Annotated in this window: 12 protein-coding genes and 4 tRNA genes; 1 reads left to right on the forward strand and 15 read right to left on the reverse strand. The window is 39.5% G+C overall.

The features are described 5' to 3' along the window. Positions 1-90: 90 nt before the first annotated feature. Positions 91-861 (reverse strand): inositol monophosphatase family protein, encoded by a 771-nt coding sequence (locus tag ACE1TI_RS07115; protein WP_375006891.1) that lies wholly within the window; start codon positions 859-861, stop codon positions 91-93. A gap of 145 nt (positions 862-1,006) precedes the next feature. On the opposite strand from ACE1TI_RS07115, the gene ACE1TI_RS07120 reads away from it, so the two are divergent. Next, complete coding sequence (locus tag ACE1TI_RS07120) at positions 1,007-1,591, forward strand: DedA family protein (RefSeq protein ID WP_375006892.1); 585 nt, start codon at positions 1,007-1,009, stop codon at positions 1,589-1,591. A gap of 119 nt (positions 1,592-1,710) precedes the next feature. Here the strand turns inward: ACE1TI_RS07120 and rlmH are convergent, their stop codons facing one another. The 14 genes from rlmH to dnaB all read right to left on the reverse strand — a co-directional run bounded on the left by rlmH (position 1,711) and on the right by dnaB (position 13,965). Continuing rightward, positions 1,711-2,190, reverse strand: a complete 480-nt coding sequence (rlmH, locus tag ACE1TI_RS07125; RefSeq protein ID WP_375006893.1) for a 23S rRNA (pseudouridine(1915)-N(3))-methyltransferase RlmH — start codon at positions 2,188-2,190, stop codon at positions 1,711-1,713. Between the two features lie 69 nt (positions 2,191-2,259). Beyond that, on the reverse strand, positions 2,260-2,412 hold the full coding sequence (locus ACE1TI_RS07130; RefSeq protein ID WP_375006894.1) for a CxxH/CxxC protein: 153 nt from the start codon (positions 2,410-2,412) through the stop codon (positions 2,260-2,262). A gap of 563 nt (positions 2,413-2,975) precedes the next feature. Beyond that, the gene (locus ACE1TI_RS07135; protein ID WP_375006895.1) at positions 2,976-4,217 is read right to left on the reverse strand and encodes a S1C family serine protease; all 1,242 of its coding nucleotides are present in this window, start codon (positions 4,215-4,217) and stop codon (positions 2,976-2,978) included. A 303-nt stretch (positions 4,218-4,520) separates the two neighbouring features. Next, positions 4,521-5,315: an MBL fold metallo-hydrolase gene (locus ACE1TI_RS07140; protein WP_375006896.1), complete on the reverse strand. Its 795-nt coding sequence runs from the start codon at positions 5,313-5,315 to the stop codon at positions 4,521-4,523. An 18-nt stretch (positions 5,316-5,333) separates the two neighbouring features. Continuing rightward, the gene (locus ACE1TI_RS07145; protein ID WP_375006897.1) at positions 5,334-6,170 is read right to left on the reverse strand and encodes a two-component system regulatory protein YycI; all 837 of its coding nucleotides are present in this window, start codon (positions 6,168-6,170) and stop codon (positions 5,334-5,336) included. 1 nt (position 6,171) lies between these two features. After that, a complete protein-coding gene (locus ACE1TI_RS07150) occupies positions 6,172-7,500 on the reverse strand; it encodes a YycH family regulatory protein (RefSeq protein ID WP_375006898.1) in 1,329 nt (442 codons plus the stop codon). Next, positions 7,497-9,323, reverse strand: a complete 1,827-nt coding sequence (gene walK / locus ACE1TI_RS07155; protein WP_375006899.1) for a cell wall metabolism sensor histidine kinase WalK — start codon at positions 9,321-9,323, stop codon at positions 7,497-7,499. The genes ACE1TI_RS07150 and walK overlap by 4 nt, the downstream gene beginning before the upstream one ends. 2 nt (positions 9,324-9,325) lie before the next feature. Beyond that, complete coding sequence (gene yycF / locus ACE1TI_RS07160) at positions 9,326-10,033, reverse strand: response regulator YycF (RefSeq protein WP_375006900.1); 708 nt, start codon at positions 10,031-10,033, stop codon at positions 9,326-9,328. Between the two features lie 322 nt (positions 10,034-10,355). Further along, a tRNA-Phe gene (locus tag ACE1TI_RS07165) sits at positions 10,356-10,431 on the reverse strand. Positions 10,432-10,460: 29 nt separating this feature from the next. Beyond that, positions 10,461-10,536 (reverse strand) — tRNA-Asp (locus ACE1TI_RS07170). Between the two features lie 172 nt (positions 10,537-10,708). Then, positions 10,709-10,783: transfer RNA gene (locus ACE1TI_RS07175), tRNA-Glu, on the reverse strand. A gap of 9 nt (positions 10,784-10,792) precedes the next feature. Continuing rightward, a tRNA-Lys gene (locus ACE1TI_RS07180) sits at positions 10,793-10,868 on the reverse strand. A gap of 215 nt (positions 10,869-11,083) precedes the next feature. Then, positions 11,084-12,373, reverse strand: coding sequence for an adenylosuccinate synthase (locus ACE1TI_RS07185; RefSeq protein ID WP_375006901.1), 1,290 nt, complete (start codon positions 12,371-12,373; stop codon positions 11,084-11,086). A 224-nt stretch (positions 12,374-12,597) separates the two neighbouring features. Further along, positions 12,598-13,965, reverse strand: coding sequence for a replicative DNA helicase (dnaB, locus tag ACE1TI_RS07190; protein WP_375006902.1), 1,368 nt, complete (start codon positions 13,963-13,965; stop codon positions 12,598-12,600). Positions 13,966-13,983 lie beyond the last annotated feature (18 nt).

Genomic DNA, 13,983 nt, shown 5'->3' on the forward strand with positions numbered 1-13,983 from the left:
GGCATCTATGCATATCAAAGTGCCTGCATATGTATTCCCCTAAAAATAATTCCAAAACATGTCTGTTTGTTTCACGTGAAACATTCATTTCTACCGTTTGATAAGTTCATTTAAGGTATTAAATAAATAAGGATTAGCTCCCATTACATACAGTCCTTTATCTTCTTCACTTACGATCGTTTTTCCTCCTGCTTCTTCTAAAACAAGTAAACCTGCTTCCACGTCCCAAACCTTTAATTTTAGCTCCCAATATCCGTCCATTCTGCCGCAAGCAACTTGTGCCAGGTCTAGAGCAGCACTTCCTAGTCTTCGAATTCCTCCTACTCGGGGCACTAATTCTTGCACATGTGAGAGATTATTATCTTTATCCGTTCCCTTATCATATGGAAAACCGGTACCTATTACAGCCTTATTCAACATTGATGTCTCTGACACCTTTATCGGACGGTCATTTAAAAATGCACCTTCTCCTTTAACAGCCTCATATGTTTCATTTAATTTAGGTGCATGAATCAACCCTGCTATCGTTTCACCTTTGTATCTAATTCCGATGGATATACAAAAAAAGGGAAGGCCCCGTGCATAATTGACTGTTCCATCTATCGGGTCTATCACCCATTCGTAGTCAGAATCTCCTTCATAAAATCCGCTTTCTTCCGTTCTCATCACGTGTCCAGGGTATTCTTGCTGAATTTTTTCCGTTAAAAATTTTTCTGTCCACACATCCAATTCGGTGACAAGATCAATAGCTGAAGTTTTACTATTCATTTCCATTGGTCCTTGAGCTTTTTCCACTTGCTTCTCACCAGCTTCTTTTACCCAAATTTTTGCTGATAAAAGCATATCTTTCCACTCTTTCATTTGTGATCACACCTTTCTGTTGTCTCTATCATATCCAACATTACCCTTCAACACAAAAAATTAAAATAGATGTTTTCTTCATCCTTGTGTTAAATTGTTAGTAACAAGTACCGAAGTTTTTTTTCATAAAACAAGGAGTTATTTTATGTTGAAGATTCTATTAGATACACTCGAACAACTCGGCCTAATCGGCTTGTTTTTAGGAATAGCAGTGGAAGCCATTTCTATACCGTTTCCTGCAGCAATTGTGATATTGGTGTACGGGTACATTATGGATCCTTCCGGACTGGAATGGGTGCTGATTAGTTTGGGAGCTGCTGCAGTCTATACAGCAGTTAGTTTCATTCCATACTGGCTTTCCCTTCGTTACGATCATCTTCTGCAAAACCGTGTAAATACATCCAGTTCTAAACGAATGTTAAGGTTCATGGATAAATATAGAGAATGGACGATTTCTGCAGGAAGAATACTTGGTATGGGTTATATTGTTTACCTTGCTGCTTTTTATAAAATAACTCCGTTTCGTTACGGCTTATTTACTTTTATTGGAGTCCTGCCTGTTGCGTTTCTCATGTTCTATCTAGGCAGCCTCGGAAATATTGAAGTAGTTTATACTTGGTTTCAAAACGTACAATACGGAATAATGGTTTTGATTGCGGGAGCTATTGGCTGGTATGTATATTACCGTGTGAAAACGAGAAAAAGATACGGCCGTAAACAACAGTCTTAATGTTAAACATTACATTGCCAACAAGTCTTTTCATTCATATCATATATTAGATTAGGTTAGGTTAGGTTATAAAAAAGCATCATCTTTTACCAACATGTTAAAATGATGCTTCTTTTTCTTTATTTATGATATGGACTGCCTCGATTAATTTGAAAAGCCCTGTACAATTGTTCCATTAACATAACCCGCATCAGCTGATGAGGAAAGGTAAGCTTGGAAAAAGACCATAAAAAATCAGCCCGACCTAAAACCTGTTGATCTAAACCTAAAGAGCCTCCAATCACAAATGCCAGCTTGCTTTTCCCATGGAGCGCTAAGTCATGTAATTTTTTAGCTGTCATTTCTGAAGAAATCATTTCTCCTCGAGGCTCCAGCGCAAAAACGTACATGTTGTCATGTATTTTATTTAAAATTTTCTCCCCTTCTTTTTTCTTTATTTGAATCTTTTCTTTTTCACTCGCCTGCTCGGGAGTTTTTTCATCAGAAAGCTCTATTAAATGAATGCTCGCCATACCTTTCATACGTTTTTCGTATTCCGCTACGGCTTGTTTTAAATATTTCTCTTTTAACTTTCCCACCGCTATGATTGAGATATTCACACCCTGTCCTCCTCTCCCATAAGTTATCCACAGAAATAATCCACATATTCACAGCCCTCACTAAGGGGTTTAAATAATTTTATACACAGCTCTATTTTTGCAGTATGAACAAGTTGTGGACAATGAATCTTCTGTTAGTTTTTCCATTTGAGGAGGCTCACCATCCTGTTCAATCGCATCTTCTAAAGCCCGATCACTATGAATTTCGCAAAAATAAATCATGTAAAACCATTCCTTTTTCCTTTTATTTTATCTTCAGCTGCATTGTTATCCACAAGTTGCTAACAATAATTTTCGTTTTATTTATCCACAATATTTTGAAGAGTTAACAGAACAAAAGCGCAAGCGCCCTGATCAGCCTCGACAGGTAAATGTTCTCCAGTCATGAAAGGCGTTCTTACTTCCACAGGATGTGGTGACTTCTGCGTTGCACTTTCGTCTCCAAAACGCCACGTCCTATGGCATTGGCAACATTAGCACGTCCTATGCGTCGACGTGTGCGTCTTTAGCAGAAGGGTCCTAAAAGATGTTCGACTAAGAACGTCACGTCCTGTGACAACGTCGAACTGGCTTGCACAGGAGGTGCTGACTTTTGCGTAGCGAACACGATGTTCGCTACGCAAAAGTTCCTTAAACCGTCTTGGGCCTCCGAGAGGCTGGGCGCTGAAGCTAGACGCGGATCAAACAATATGAAGATAGTTATCCACAACTTGTAAAAACATAATTTCCTAAACAAGTTAGAAAAACCTTCGAAAGAGGCAGTGCTCCTTCGAAGGTTTATGCTCCTAAAAATCTTGTTGAGCATTTAACGTTAACTCAGTTGTTTGTTGTTCTCCTTCACGATAGAACGTGACCTCAATAGTTTCTCCTATTTCAGCCTCAGTGTATAGGAACTTTCTTAAATCATGTCCATCTGTAATTTCTTCGCCATTTATAGCTGTAATTACATCATATTCTTTCAATTCAGCTTCTTGGGCAGGTGTCCCTGGAGCTACATTCGTAACAAATACTCCGCTATCTATGTCAGTCGGCAGCTTTAATGTTTCCTGCCAGTGATAACTAGGGATTTCAGAAAGGGATCTAATACCGATACCCATTTGCGGGCGTTCTACTTCTCCCTTTGTTTCAAGGTCTTCAATGACTGGAATAGCAACCGTTGATGGGATTGCAAAACCAATTCCTTCCACAGTAGATTGAGCAATCTTCATAGAATTAATACCAATCAACTGACCACTAATATTAATGAGTGCTCCTCCACTGTTACCTGGATTGATGGCTGCATCTGTTTGTAGAACCTCGGCATTCCAATCCGGCTGACCATTACCGGTCAAGTCAACAGGAATACTTCGTTCAGTCGCACTAATAATTCCCTGGGTTACTGTTCGTGAGAGGTTTGTACCAAGCGGATTACCAATAGCAATCGCTGGTTCTCCAACATTTAAGTTATCTGAATTTCCAAATTCAGCTACGGTGTCTATCCCTTCTGCATCGATCTGAAGAACTGCAAGATCCGTTAATACATCAGACCCTACTACCTCTGCTTCTACTCTTCGTTCGTCTGATAAACTGACCTCTACTTGACTTGCTCCTTCAATAACGTGGTGGTTCGTGACGACAAATGCCGAATCTCCTTCCACTTTATAAATAACTCCGGAACCTGTTCCCTGGCTTTGACCGGTTTCTTCTTCCTGCCAAAATTCAGACTGCTGAAGGTTGAAGACACCAACTACAGCCTCAGACACATTATTGACAGCGTCCGTTACATCTGAATTAACCGATAAATTAACATTTTGCTGATTTTCTGTAAATAAATCTTCATCCGAGGAATTGTCATCATCAGCCGTTGAAGGATTTTCTTGTCCTCCGGCAAAATTAGAATACAATCCAGCTTCGTAAAGGAACGGTACCGAAAAAACGACGAGCAATGCACCGATAATAGCTCCGATAAAACCGGCTAGTCCAGTCTTTCGTCGATTCGTTTTCCACCTTTTGTTTTCATCCTGCATATGATCATTATAATAGCCCATAACCTCCGACACCTTCCTGTTCATAATTGTTCTTTAAAAGCAATAACAAGCTTCTCGCCAGATGGCGAAGTCATGGATTTTAAGGTGAGGCATCCTCTCCTCTTACGTGTAGGTATTTTTCCCCAAGTAAAAGAAAATAAGCATGATTTTTGGTTATATAATTATTTTATTTAAAACCCTGTAAATTCGTCCAGAAAGAAGCTTTGTTTTATATAATTTCCCACAATTTCGCTTTTAGAGTGTCCTAATAAAGAGGTTTTTAAACATTTTATCCGTTAAACCCAATTCTTTTAAAAAAGGCTGCTATAATGTAACTAGTGAAGTAGCTTTATATGGATCCGTATCATAAAGATGAAAGTCATAATCAATTCCGCAGTCATTTTCTTCTAATATCTGTTTTACAGTCATTCGAGCCAAATCCTTCATGTTATTATCCTGACTTAAATGAGCTAAATAAATACGCTTTGTATTTTCTCCTACCACTTCTGCTAAAGCTGAAGCAGCATCTTCATTCGAGACGTGTCCTGCGTCCCCTAAGATTCTGCGTTTAATGTTCCAGGGATATCGGCACATACGCAGCATATTCATATCATGGTTTGATTCAAATATAAACATATCGGCATTTTGTACCAGCCCTTTTGTATGTTCACTTACATAGCCCATATCTGTAGCAAGAGCCAATTTTTTTCCTTCATTATGAAAAACGAAAAACATAGGGTCAGCTGCATCATGGGAGACGCCGAATGATTCAACATCAAGGTTTCCAAATGATTGAACAGATCCTCGGCCAAACACAAATTTTTGGGCAGACGTAATATTGCCTAAACTATTTTCCATAGCCTTCCACGTTTTTTCATTGGCATAAATCGGCAAATTATATTTTCTTGCTAAAATCCCGACTCCCTTTATATGATCACTGTGTTCGTGCGTTACTAAAATACCATCTAAGTCTTTTGGATTTCGCGCTATTTGTTGAAACAGCCCTTCGATTTTTTTCCCACTTAATCCTGCGTCAACAAGCAGACGTTTTTTGTTTGTTTCTATATAAACAGCGTTCCCTGTGCTTCCGCTCGCCAGTACGCTAAAACTTAAGGCCATATAATGTTTCACTCCAATTTATTCTTCTTCCTTTGCTTCATTTGAATCCGTGCCCTCGTCTGGCTCTTCCTGGTTGTTTTCATCTGTTGCTAATTCTTGGATGGAACCGTCTATGGCATGCACAAGATAATTTTCTTCTTCATTTATTTCCATTCGGTACATAGGAGCAAAGACTTGGACTTCCCCTTCTGGATTAAAAAGACTGTAATAGCCTAAATCAACCTTGTTGACCTGGTCGTTAAAGGAAAGTATCCCGTCATTTAACAGTACTTCAATCGCTTTATACGGTGCGAGCATATCTTTTTCTTTCCCTTCTTCTCGAAACTTAAGATAGCTCTGCACATAACTTTCTATTTCATTATCTTCATTAAAAAACAGAACAAGCTGATCTTCTTCATAGGTAACTACTGTATTTCCCTCATATGTTTGGTTAAAATACATCTGTCTATCGTCTCCGTTCCAGCTCTCATACCTATACTCGTCAGCATTCCAAACATGTTGATCCAAAAACTTAGAAATATCGTCTTCAACATTTGAGCTTACTTCATACGGCTCTTCTAACGTCACTTCTACAAACCTGTCATTTAACACATTAACATTGTCTTCTCCAGCTTTATCAATAATGTCTTCTTCTATTTGCACTGGCTGGCCGACAATGTGACTAATTTCGCTTCGTTCCTCCGGTAAGTCTTCTGTGACAGAAATATTTCTGTCCGCTAAGGTTTCTCTCACCGTCGCCTGAGCTCTGACATTTACATCGCTGGAGTTTCTTTTTTCAATTAGTTGATATAAAAGAAAAGTATTAAGGAGAAGAAAAGTGATAATAAAGATCGTTTTCGTTCTATTCCAATCCACTTTAACCCTCCTTTGTTTCCGTTGTGCCGTCAGGTTCAATAGGATACCAGGAACCGTCGTATTTCACATACCAGCTGGGCTCAAATTGAATCACTAGACTCTCCGTTTTTTCCATTTTGTAGCCTACACGTATATTTTCGATTTGTTCCGGGTCAAACTGCTCCTCTGCAAATTCTAATACTTGTTCACCAGAAGCAAGCTCTATCGACCCGCTTGTATCAATTGGACTGTCATCTAATTGAAACAAAGGTCTAGAAAATTGTGAAACCTGCCCTCCGGTTCTAGATACATTTATAGAAGCAAGATCCCGCCCACGTGATTCAAATACCGGCAGTCCCGAGACAATCATACGATATACTGCACTTTCTTCTAGACTGCTCCTCTGCCAATCATAAAGACGATAAGTATCAGTCCATCCTCCGCGGGAATTTATAAAATCAAACGTTGTCTCGACTACGTGATTTTGAGAATCTTGTACATTTTCACTGTATATCGGATTAACGTAATTTAAATAATCTCCATTGTCTTCTAAACTCATCATTCGATTTCCATCTGTAAAAGAGGCCTCTCGATTATCCTGACGATACTGCTTTACATAATCAGAATCATTAAACAACAATGTTAGAAAATCGTTGTAGTTCATCTCAGAAGAGGTGTCAGAAAGGGTATTATAAGTCACCGTTTCTTCTGGTAAATATATAGTTTTTGGTATCACTGAATTGTCCTCTAACTCATGTGAAAAAACCGGTGAAAATTCATCCATTTGATGAATATACAAATCCCTGAAATCAGACATACTGAAATTTGTTTCTCCTTCTAAGACAACAGGATCTTCATAAGAAACAAATTTTACTTGAAGGTTTTCACTGTCTCCACCTTCATCGATCAATACAATTCGATCAACGGAATCAATCGATAAATATGGGGTATCGTCTTCAAAATTCATCATGTCATTCAGTACTTCTCCAGGAATGGGTGTTGGAAAAATTAATTCGGCGGCATGATCCCCTTCATATAACTCCCCTGCTTCGAAGTCCTGATTTAAAGTAATATTTTCAAAACGAGAATCAAGAAAATCGTTATAAAACCTAGAAAACAAACGCTGGGTGCCGTCTAATCCTGTTTGTCTCGCTCCATTTCGAAAGACGATCTGGTCGGGCCAGATTACATCTTCAATGCTTAATTCTTCTCCCATCTCAATATCGCTTGGCAGATAGTCAGACTCATCTAAAAATGCATAATTCGGCTGAAAGGTCCACAGCTGCCATGTCAAAATAACACTAATAGCCACTAATACCGATAAGGTCCAGGATTTTATACGTTCCATCATTCACCAACACCCGCTTTTTTGTTAACGGAGTAAGGAAGTGTTACGGATATCGTTGTCCCTTTTTTCCACTCACTATCTACCGTTATATATCCGCCATGAGACTGTACCAGTTCTTTAGCTATAGCTAATCCTAAGCCGGTTCCGCCAAGGTTTCGAGCTCTTGCTTTATCCACCCTGTAGAATCGATCAAATATTTTGGCTTGATTTTCTTTTGGTATACCCACACCTTCATCCGTTATTTCAATGTCTACTGCTTGAGAACGAGTAATCATTTGAATGGTGATCATACCACCATCCGGTGAATATTTCACTGCATTCGAAATAATATTATCGAACACTTGAGTCATTTTATCTTTATCCATATTCACATAAACAGAATGAAATGGAATGTCTTTGGAAAATTCTATGTCTTTGTCCTTAGTCATCATTTCAAACCGTTCAGCTATCTGCCGTAAAAGCTCACCTATGTCTGTCGTTTCAAAGGTAAGCTGCAGATCATTACTATCCATTTTCGATAATTGCAGTAAATCATTTACAAGCCGTATCATTCGCTCTGTTTCATTTTGGGTCACTTTTAAAAAGCGGGGACCTAAGTTTTCATCTTCCATAGCCCCGTCTTCTAATGCTTCTAAATAACTTCTCATCGTAGTTAATGGTGTGCGCAGTTCATGAGAAACATTTGCTACAAATTCGCGTCGTTCTCTTTCAATTTTCTCCTGTTCTGTTACATCATGAAGAACTGTAATAAGACCATTTACCGGTCCCTCTTCATTACGAATAACCGAAAAATTAGCTTCTAATAAAAACTCTTCTTTTTCATCACTAAAATCAAGCAATATAGAATCAGTGTAGTCATATAAATCACTTGGTGTCAGAGTTTCAGATAGACGGAGCACTTCTGGAAGAGAAGATCCCATAATACCGGTGCTGTCTACATTTAAAAGCTGCTCCGCGCGTTTGTTCATTAAAATGATACGACCTAGCTCATCCGTTGCGATAACTCCGTCCGTCATATGAGCTAATACAGAACTTAATTTTTTCCGTTCTCCTTCTGTCGTTGCGCGAGCATCCTTTAAACTGAGCGTGAGAGCATTAAACGACTCCGCAAGCTGCCCGATTTCGTCTTGTCCATAGACATGCACACGGCGGGAAAAATCTCCCTCTCCCATCACTTTTGCTTGTTTTTTCATATCCACAATGGGACGGGTTATCGTTTGTGATAATAATATTCCAAGCACCGCTGTTATAACCAAAGCAATGATAGTTCCCGTTAATAGAATGTTATTGATCTCTTCCATTTCTGTATAAATGTTTTCCATGGAAGCTTCAATGTATATTGCTCCAATTATTTCTCCGTCTGCTTCAACCGGTTGAGCAATAACTTGGATTCTATCACCCGTTTCTGGGTCTCTCAGAATAGGGCTGTCTTCCTGTCCAAGCAGTGCACGTTCCACCCTCACTTTAGTACTTTGCTGCCCTACGATGTTTTGATCATTCCAATTTGATGTACCAAGCACTTCCTGGTTTGGACCAATCACTTGTACTTCAGATTGTTCTATGGAAAAGAATTCCTTCAGCAGATCTTCTATATCGTCTTCTAAAGGTTCTTCTTCACTGTCACGATCCCTTGTTATTTCCTGACGAACATTATATTCGAGCAAATCTGCACGTTCTACTAACATGTCATAATGATTATCCTCAAGCTGCGCCTCTAATTCTCCAGTAAAGTATAAGCCGATGACTTGTATAGCTATAAAAATAAGCAGCATAAAAATGGTAATCATTTTGACGTGGATCGATTTAAAAAAATCGATAATTTTCATTACTACTTCTCCTGTTCAGGGTGTTTTAAATAATAACCGACTCCTCGTCTGGTTATGATCCACATTGGGTAACTTGGATTATCTTCTACCTTTTCCCGCAATCGGCGTACTGTAACGTCGACCGTCCGAACATCGCCAAAATAATCGTATCCCCATACGGCTTGAAGCAAATGTTCACGTGTCATTACTTGTCCAATGTGACGGGCTAGATAATGAATAAGTTCAAATTCACGATGAGTTAAATCTACTGGCTCTCCTCGTTTTGACACAAGGTAAGCATCAGGATCTATGGTTAAGTCCCCTACTTCAATTTGCTTTTGTTTTGATTGATTTTCTTCTGGGACTACCTGCAATCTTCTTAAATTTGCTTTTACTCTTGCAATCAATTCTCGTGTGCTGAAAGGCTTTGTGACATAATCATCAGCACCTAGTTCCAAACCAAGCACTTTGTCTATTTCGGCATCTTTTGCGGTTAACATAATAATAGGCATATCAAAATGTTTGCGGATCTCCCGGCATACTTCCATTCCGTCTTTATGAGGAAGCATGATATCGAGCAGTACGATATCGGGATTGAACTGATGCACTTTTTCTACCGCTTCATTTCCATCATAAGCTACATCTACCTGGAATCCCTCTTTTTTTAAGTTGAAGTCTAAAATATCAGCAATTGGCTGTTCATCATCAACTACCAAAATCTTTTCGTCCATCCAATATCCGCTCCATTTCTTTCATAAATTGATTGCTAAAAGAAGCTCTCTATGATGCATCACGTTTACGGCTTGTTTATGATAATTACCTATTACTATTAAGGCTTTTCTTCATGGTGTAAAACTTAACATGTTTCCTGTTTTAATAGTTTGAGAAATGAAAGACAATACAATCCCTTTATATTGTAACACAGCCTGAAAGCAACAGGTTACCACGTTTTTGCTTATCACTTTTTCCATTTTCCGTAATAAAGTTAAAAAAGGTGAAACATTCTATACAAAAAACGCCTGGAATATTTTCCAGACGTGCATGATTGTTTGATGGTGGCTCGAGACGGAATCGAACCGCCGACACGAGGATTTTCAGTCCACTGCTCTACCGACTGAGCTATCGAGCCTTGTTACTGATCGCTTATGTATAGAAAAATGGCGGGCCTGACGGGAATCGAACCCGCGATCTCCTGCGTGACAGGCAGGCATGTTAACCGCTACACCACAGGCCCTTTTTTGAAGAATAAGCTGCTAATCTCTTCGTCAGCTGCTGTCGTTCACTCAGTCACGTACTAGTGTACGCTCCTTCCTTCTCTCCCTTGCTTCCTCGACCTTCTTGCTTCTTCTTCAAAAAAGTCGATTTTGCTCCCAGGCGAATCTATTAACAGCTGTCGCTGAAGAAATTGGTGACCCGTAGGGGATTCGAACCCCTGTTACCGCCGTGAAAGGGCGGTGTCTTAACCACTTGACCAACGGGCCTTTTAAAAATGGTGAGCCATGGAGGATTCGAACCTCCGACCCTCTGATTAAAAGTCAGATGCTCTACCAACTGAGCTAATGGCTCTTATTTTCAAGATGTGCTCATTTACTATATATGCCTTATGTTAAATTTTTTATTTTTGTCCATCACTTCGTGAGACAATAACACTAGTTGGCTTCCTTGACAGCGACAAAAATAATATTACCACGTCAATTTTCGATTTTCAAGGAGTTTTTCAAAAAAATTTTCTTTGTCTGCTTTTCATATAAAAGGCATAAAAAGCAGACAAAGACAGCTCTTTAAACGCCCCAGACACCTCTTACCATATTGGTTTGATTACGGTCCGGGCCTACAGAGAAAATACTTACAGGAATATTGGTTAATTGAGAAACGCGCTCTAAGTAATGACGGGCGTTTTCAGGCAGGTCTTCCAACGATTTTACTCCAGTGATATCTTCATTCCAGCCAGGCATTTCTTCATAAACAGGCTCACATTCAGCCAATACTTTCAAGCTTGCTGGAAACTCTTCAATAATTTCTCCTCGGTATTTATACGCTGTACAAATTTTAACCTTATCTATTCCAGTTAGAACATCAATTGAATTAAGAGATAAGTCTGTTATCCCGCTGACTCTCCGTGCATGACGAACGACCACACTGTCAAACCAGCCTACTCTGCGCGGACGCCCGGTTGTCGTTCCGTATTCATTGCCTACTTCCCGAATTTTGTCCCCGATTTCATCGGTTAATTCAGTTGGAAATGGACCATCTCCTACTCGTGTTGTGTATGCTTTCGATACTCCAACCACGTGATGGATTTTAGAAGGACCTACACCAGAACCAATAGTTACTCCGCCAGCAATAGGATTAGAAGAGGTAACGAATGGATATGTGCCTTGATCGATGTCCAGCATAACCCCTTGAGCTCCTTCAAAAAGAACCCGGCGGCCCGCATCAATAGCGTCATTTAGCACTACAGAAGTGTCGTATACATAATCTGCGAAAAACTGACCATATTCATAATACTCATCAAGGATATCTTCTTTTCTAAATCCTTCTTCTTCATAGATTTTTTCAAGCAGACGATTTTTTTCTTTTAAATTTCTGTCTAGTTTTTCACCAAATTCTTCTTTGTCCAGCAAATCTGATATACGGATTCCTGTTCTAGCTGCTTTATCCATGTAAGCAGGCCCAATACCTTTTCGAGTTGTTCCGATTTTATTCGAACCTTTGTTTTCTTCTTCCACAGCATCTAATTTTACATGATAAGGTAAAATGACATGAGCACGATTGCTAATACGAAGGTTGCTTGTGTCAATTCCGCGTTCATGCAAGTATTTTAATTCCTCGACCAAAGCTTGCGGATCAATCACCATGCCATTCCCAATTACGCAGGTTTTGTTATCGTAAAAAATACCTGAGGGTATGAGATGGAGCTTATATTTTTTACCATTAAAAACGATCGTATGACCAGCGTTGTTACCACCCTGATACCTGGCAACAACCTCTGCATTTTCTGAAAGATAATCTGTAATCTTCCCTTTTCCTTCATCTCCCCATTGAGTCCCAACAATTACAACTGACGACAAATCGTCCACCTCCGGCACCTGATTTAAAAGGCTGCTTTGATAATCAATATCTTTTCTATGTATTTATTGTTATTAGAATAAAACCCTCAAATAGTGTATCAATTCCATTGCGGGAAGTCAATCAAACACGAACATTATCTGCTGAATTTATAAAATATGTTCGTCATAGTGTTTTTAATATAAAAAATCCGGATGAGGAGAAAAAATCCTATCCGGGTTTCATGTTAGGCCCCAGGTGGCGCTTGACTTTCATCATGACGCCTGTCCAAGTTCACAAATTTATTATATTCTTTTATAAAAGCAAGTTCTACATTTCCTACAGGACCATTACGCTGTTTGGCAATGATAATTTCAATAATATTTTGGTTTTCAGCTTCTTGATCATAATAATCTTCTCTGTAAAGAAAAGAAACAATGTCCGCATCCTGCTCGATACTTCCTGATTCACGAAGGTCAGACATCATTGGACGTTTATCCTGCCTGGATTCTACCCCCCGCGAAAGCTGGGAAAGCGCAATGACTGGAACATCCAACTCACGGGCAATCCCCTTCAGACTTCTTGAAATTTCCGAGACTTCCTGCTGACGGTTCTCTCCGCCTTTGGAGCCTGAACCTTGAATAAGCTGCAAATAATCAATTAAGATCATTCCCAGACCCCGTTCTTGCTTAAGTCGTCTGCATTTTGCCTGTATATCATTTACTTTAATTCCTGGAGAATCATCAATATATATACCAGCAGACGACAGACTTCCCATAGCCATCGTCAACTTTTCCCAATCTTCTTCTTCTAGCTGCCCTGTTCTCATTTTTGTCGCGTCGATGTTTCCTTCTGCACAGAGCATCCGTTGAACTAGCTGTGAAGCACCCATTTCCAGACTGAAGATAGCTACATTTTCCGAACTTTTCGTTGCTACATTTTGAGCAATATTAAGAGCAAAGGCTGTCTTCCCCATAGAAGGCCTTGCAGCCACAATAATTAAATCACTCCGCTGAAAACCTGCTGTCATATGATCGAGCTCTGCAAAACCACTTGATATACCAGTAATATCATTCTCGCGATTTTGAAGCATTTCAATATTATCATAGGTTTCAATAAGTACATCTTTAATAGAAACGAACGCTCCTGAACTTCGCTGCTGTGCTACTTCTAGAATAGATCGTTCCGCATCGTTTAAAATAACCTCTACTTCTTCTTCACTCTCATACCCTTCCGATGCAATATCTGTTGCTGCACGTATTAACCGGCGAAGGATAGATTTCTCTTGAACAATTTTACTGTAGTATTCTACATTGGCTGCGGTTGGTACAGCATTAGCAAGATCAGTAAGGTAAGAAATACCTCCTACCTCTTCTAACCACTGATAATCCTGAAGAGCAGATGTGACCGTCACAAGGTCCACCGGACTTCCTTTTTCACCGAGTTCAAGCATGACACGAAAAATCCGCTGATGGGAAACACGATAAAAGTCTTCAGGTGATAAACGCTCTGTCGCTGTAACCAGTGCTTCTCCCTCTAGAAAAACAGCTCCTATAACGGCTTGCTCAGCTTCGATGTTTTGAGGCGGCTTCCGGTCTGTTAACACATCGCTCATAAACTGCCCCTGCCTTTC

It is taken from the genome of Alteribacillus sp. JSM 102045 (assembly GCF_041949975.1).
Taxonomy (GTDB): Bacteria; Bacillota; Bacilli; order Bacillales; family Marinococcaceae; genus Alteribacillus.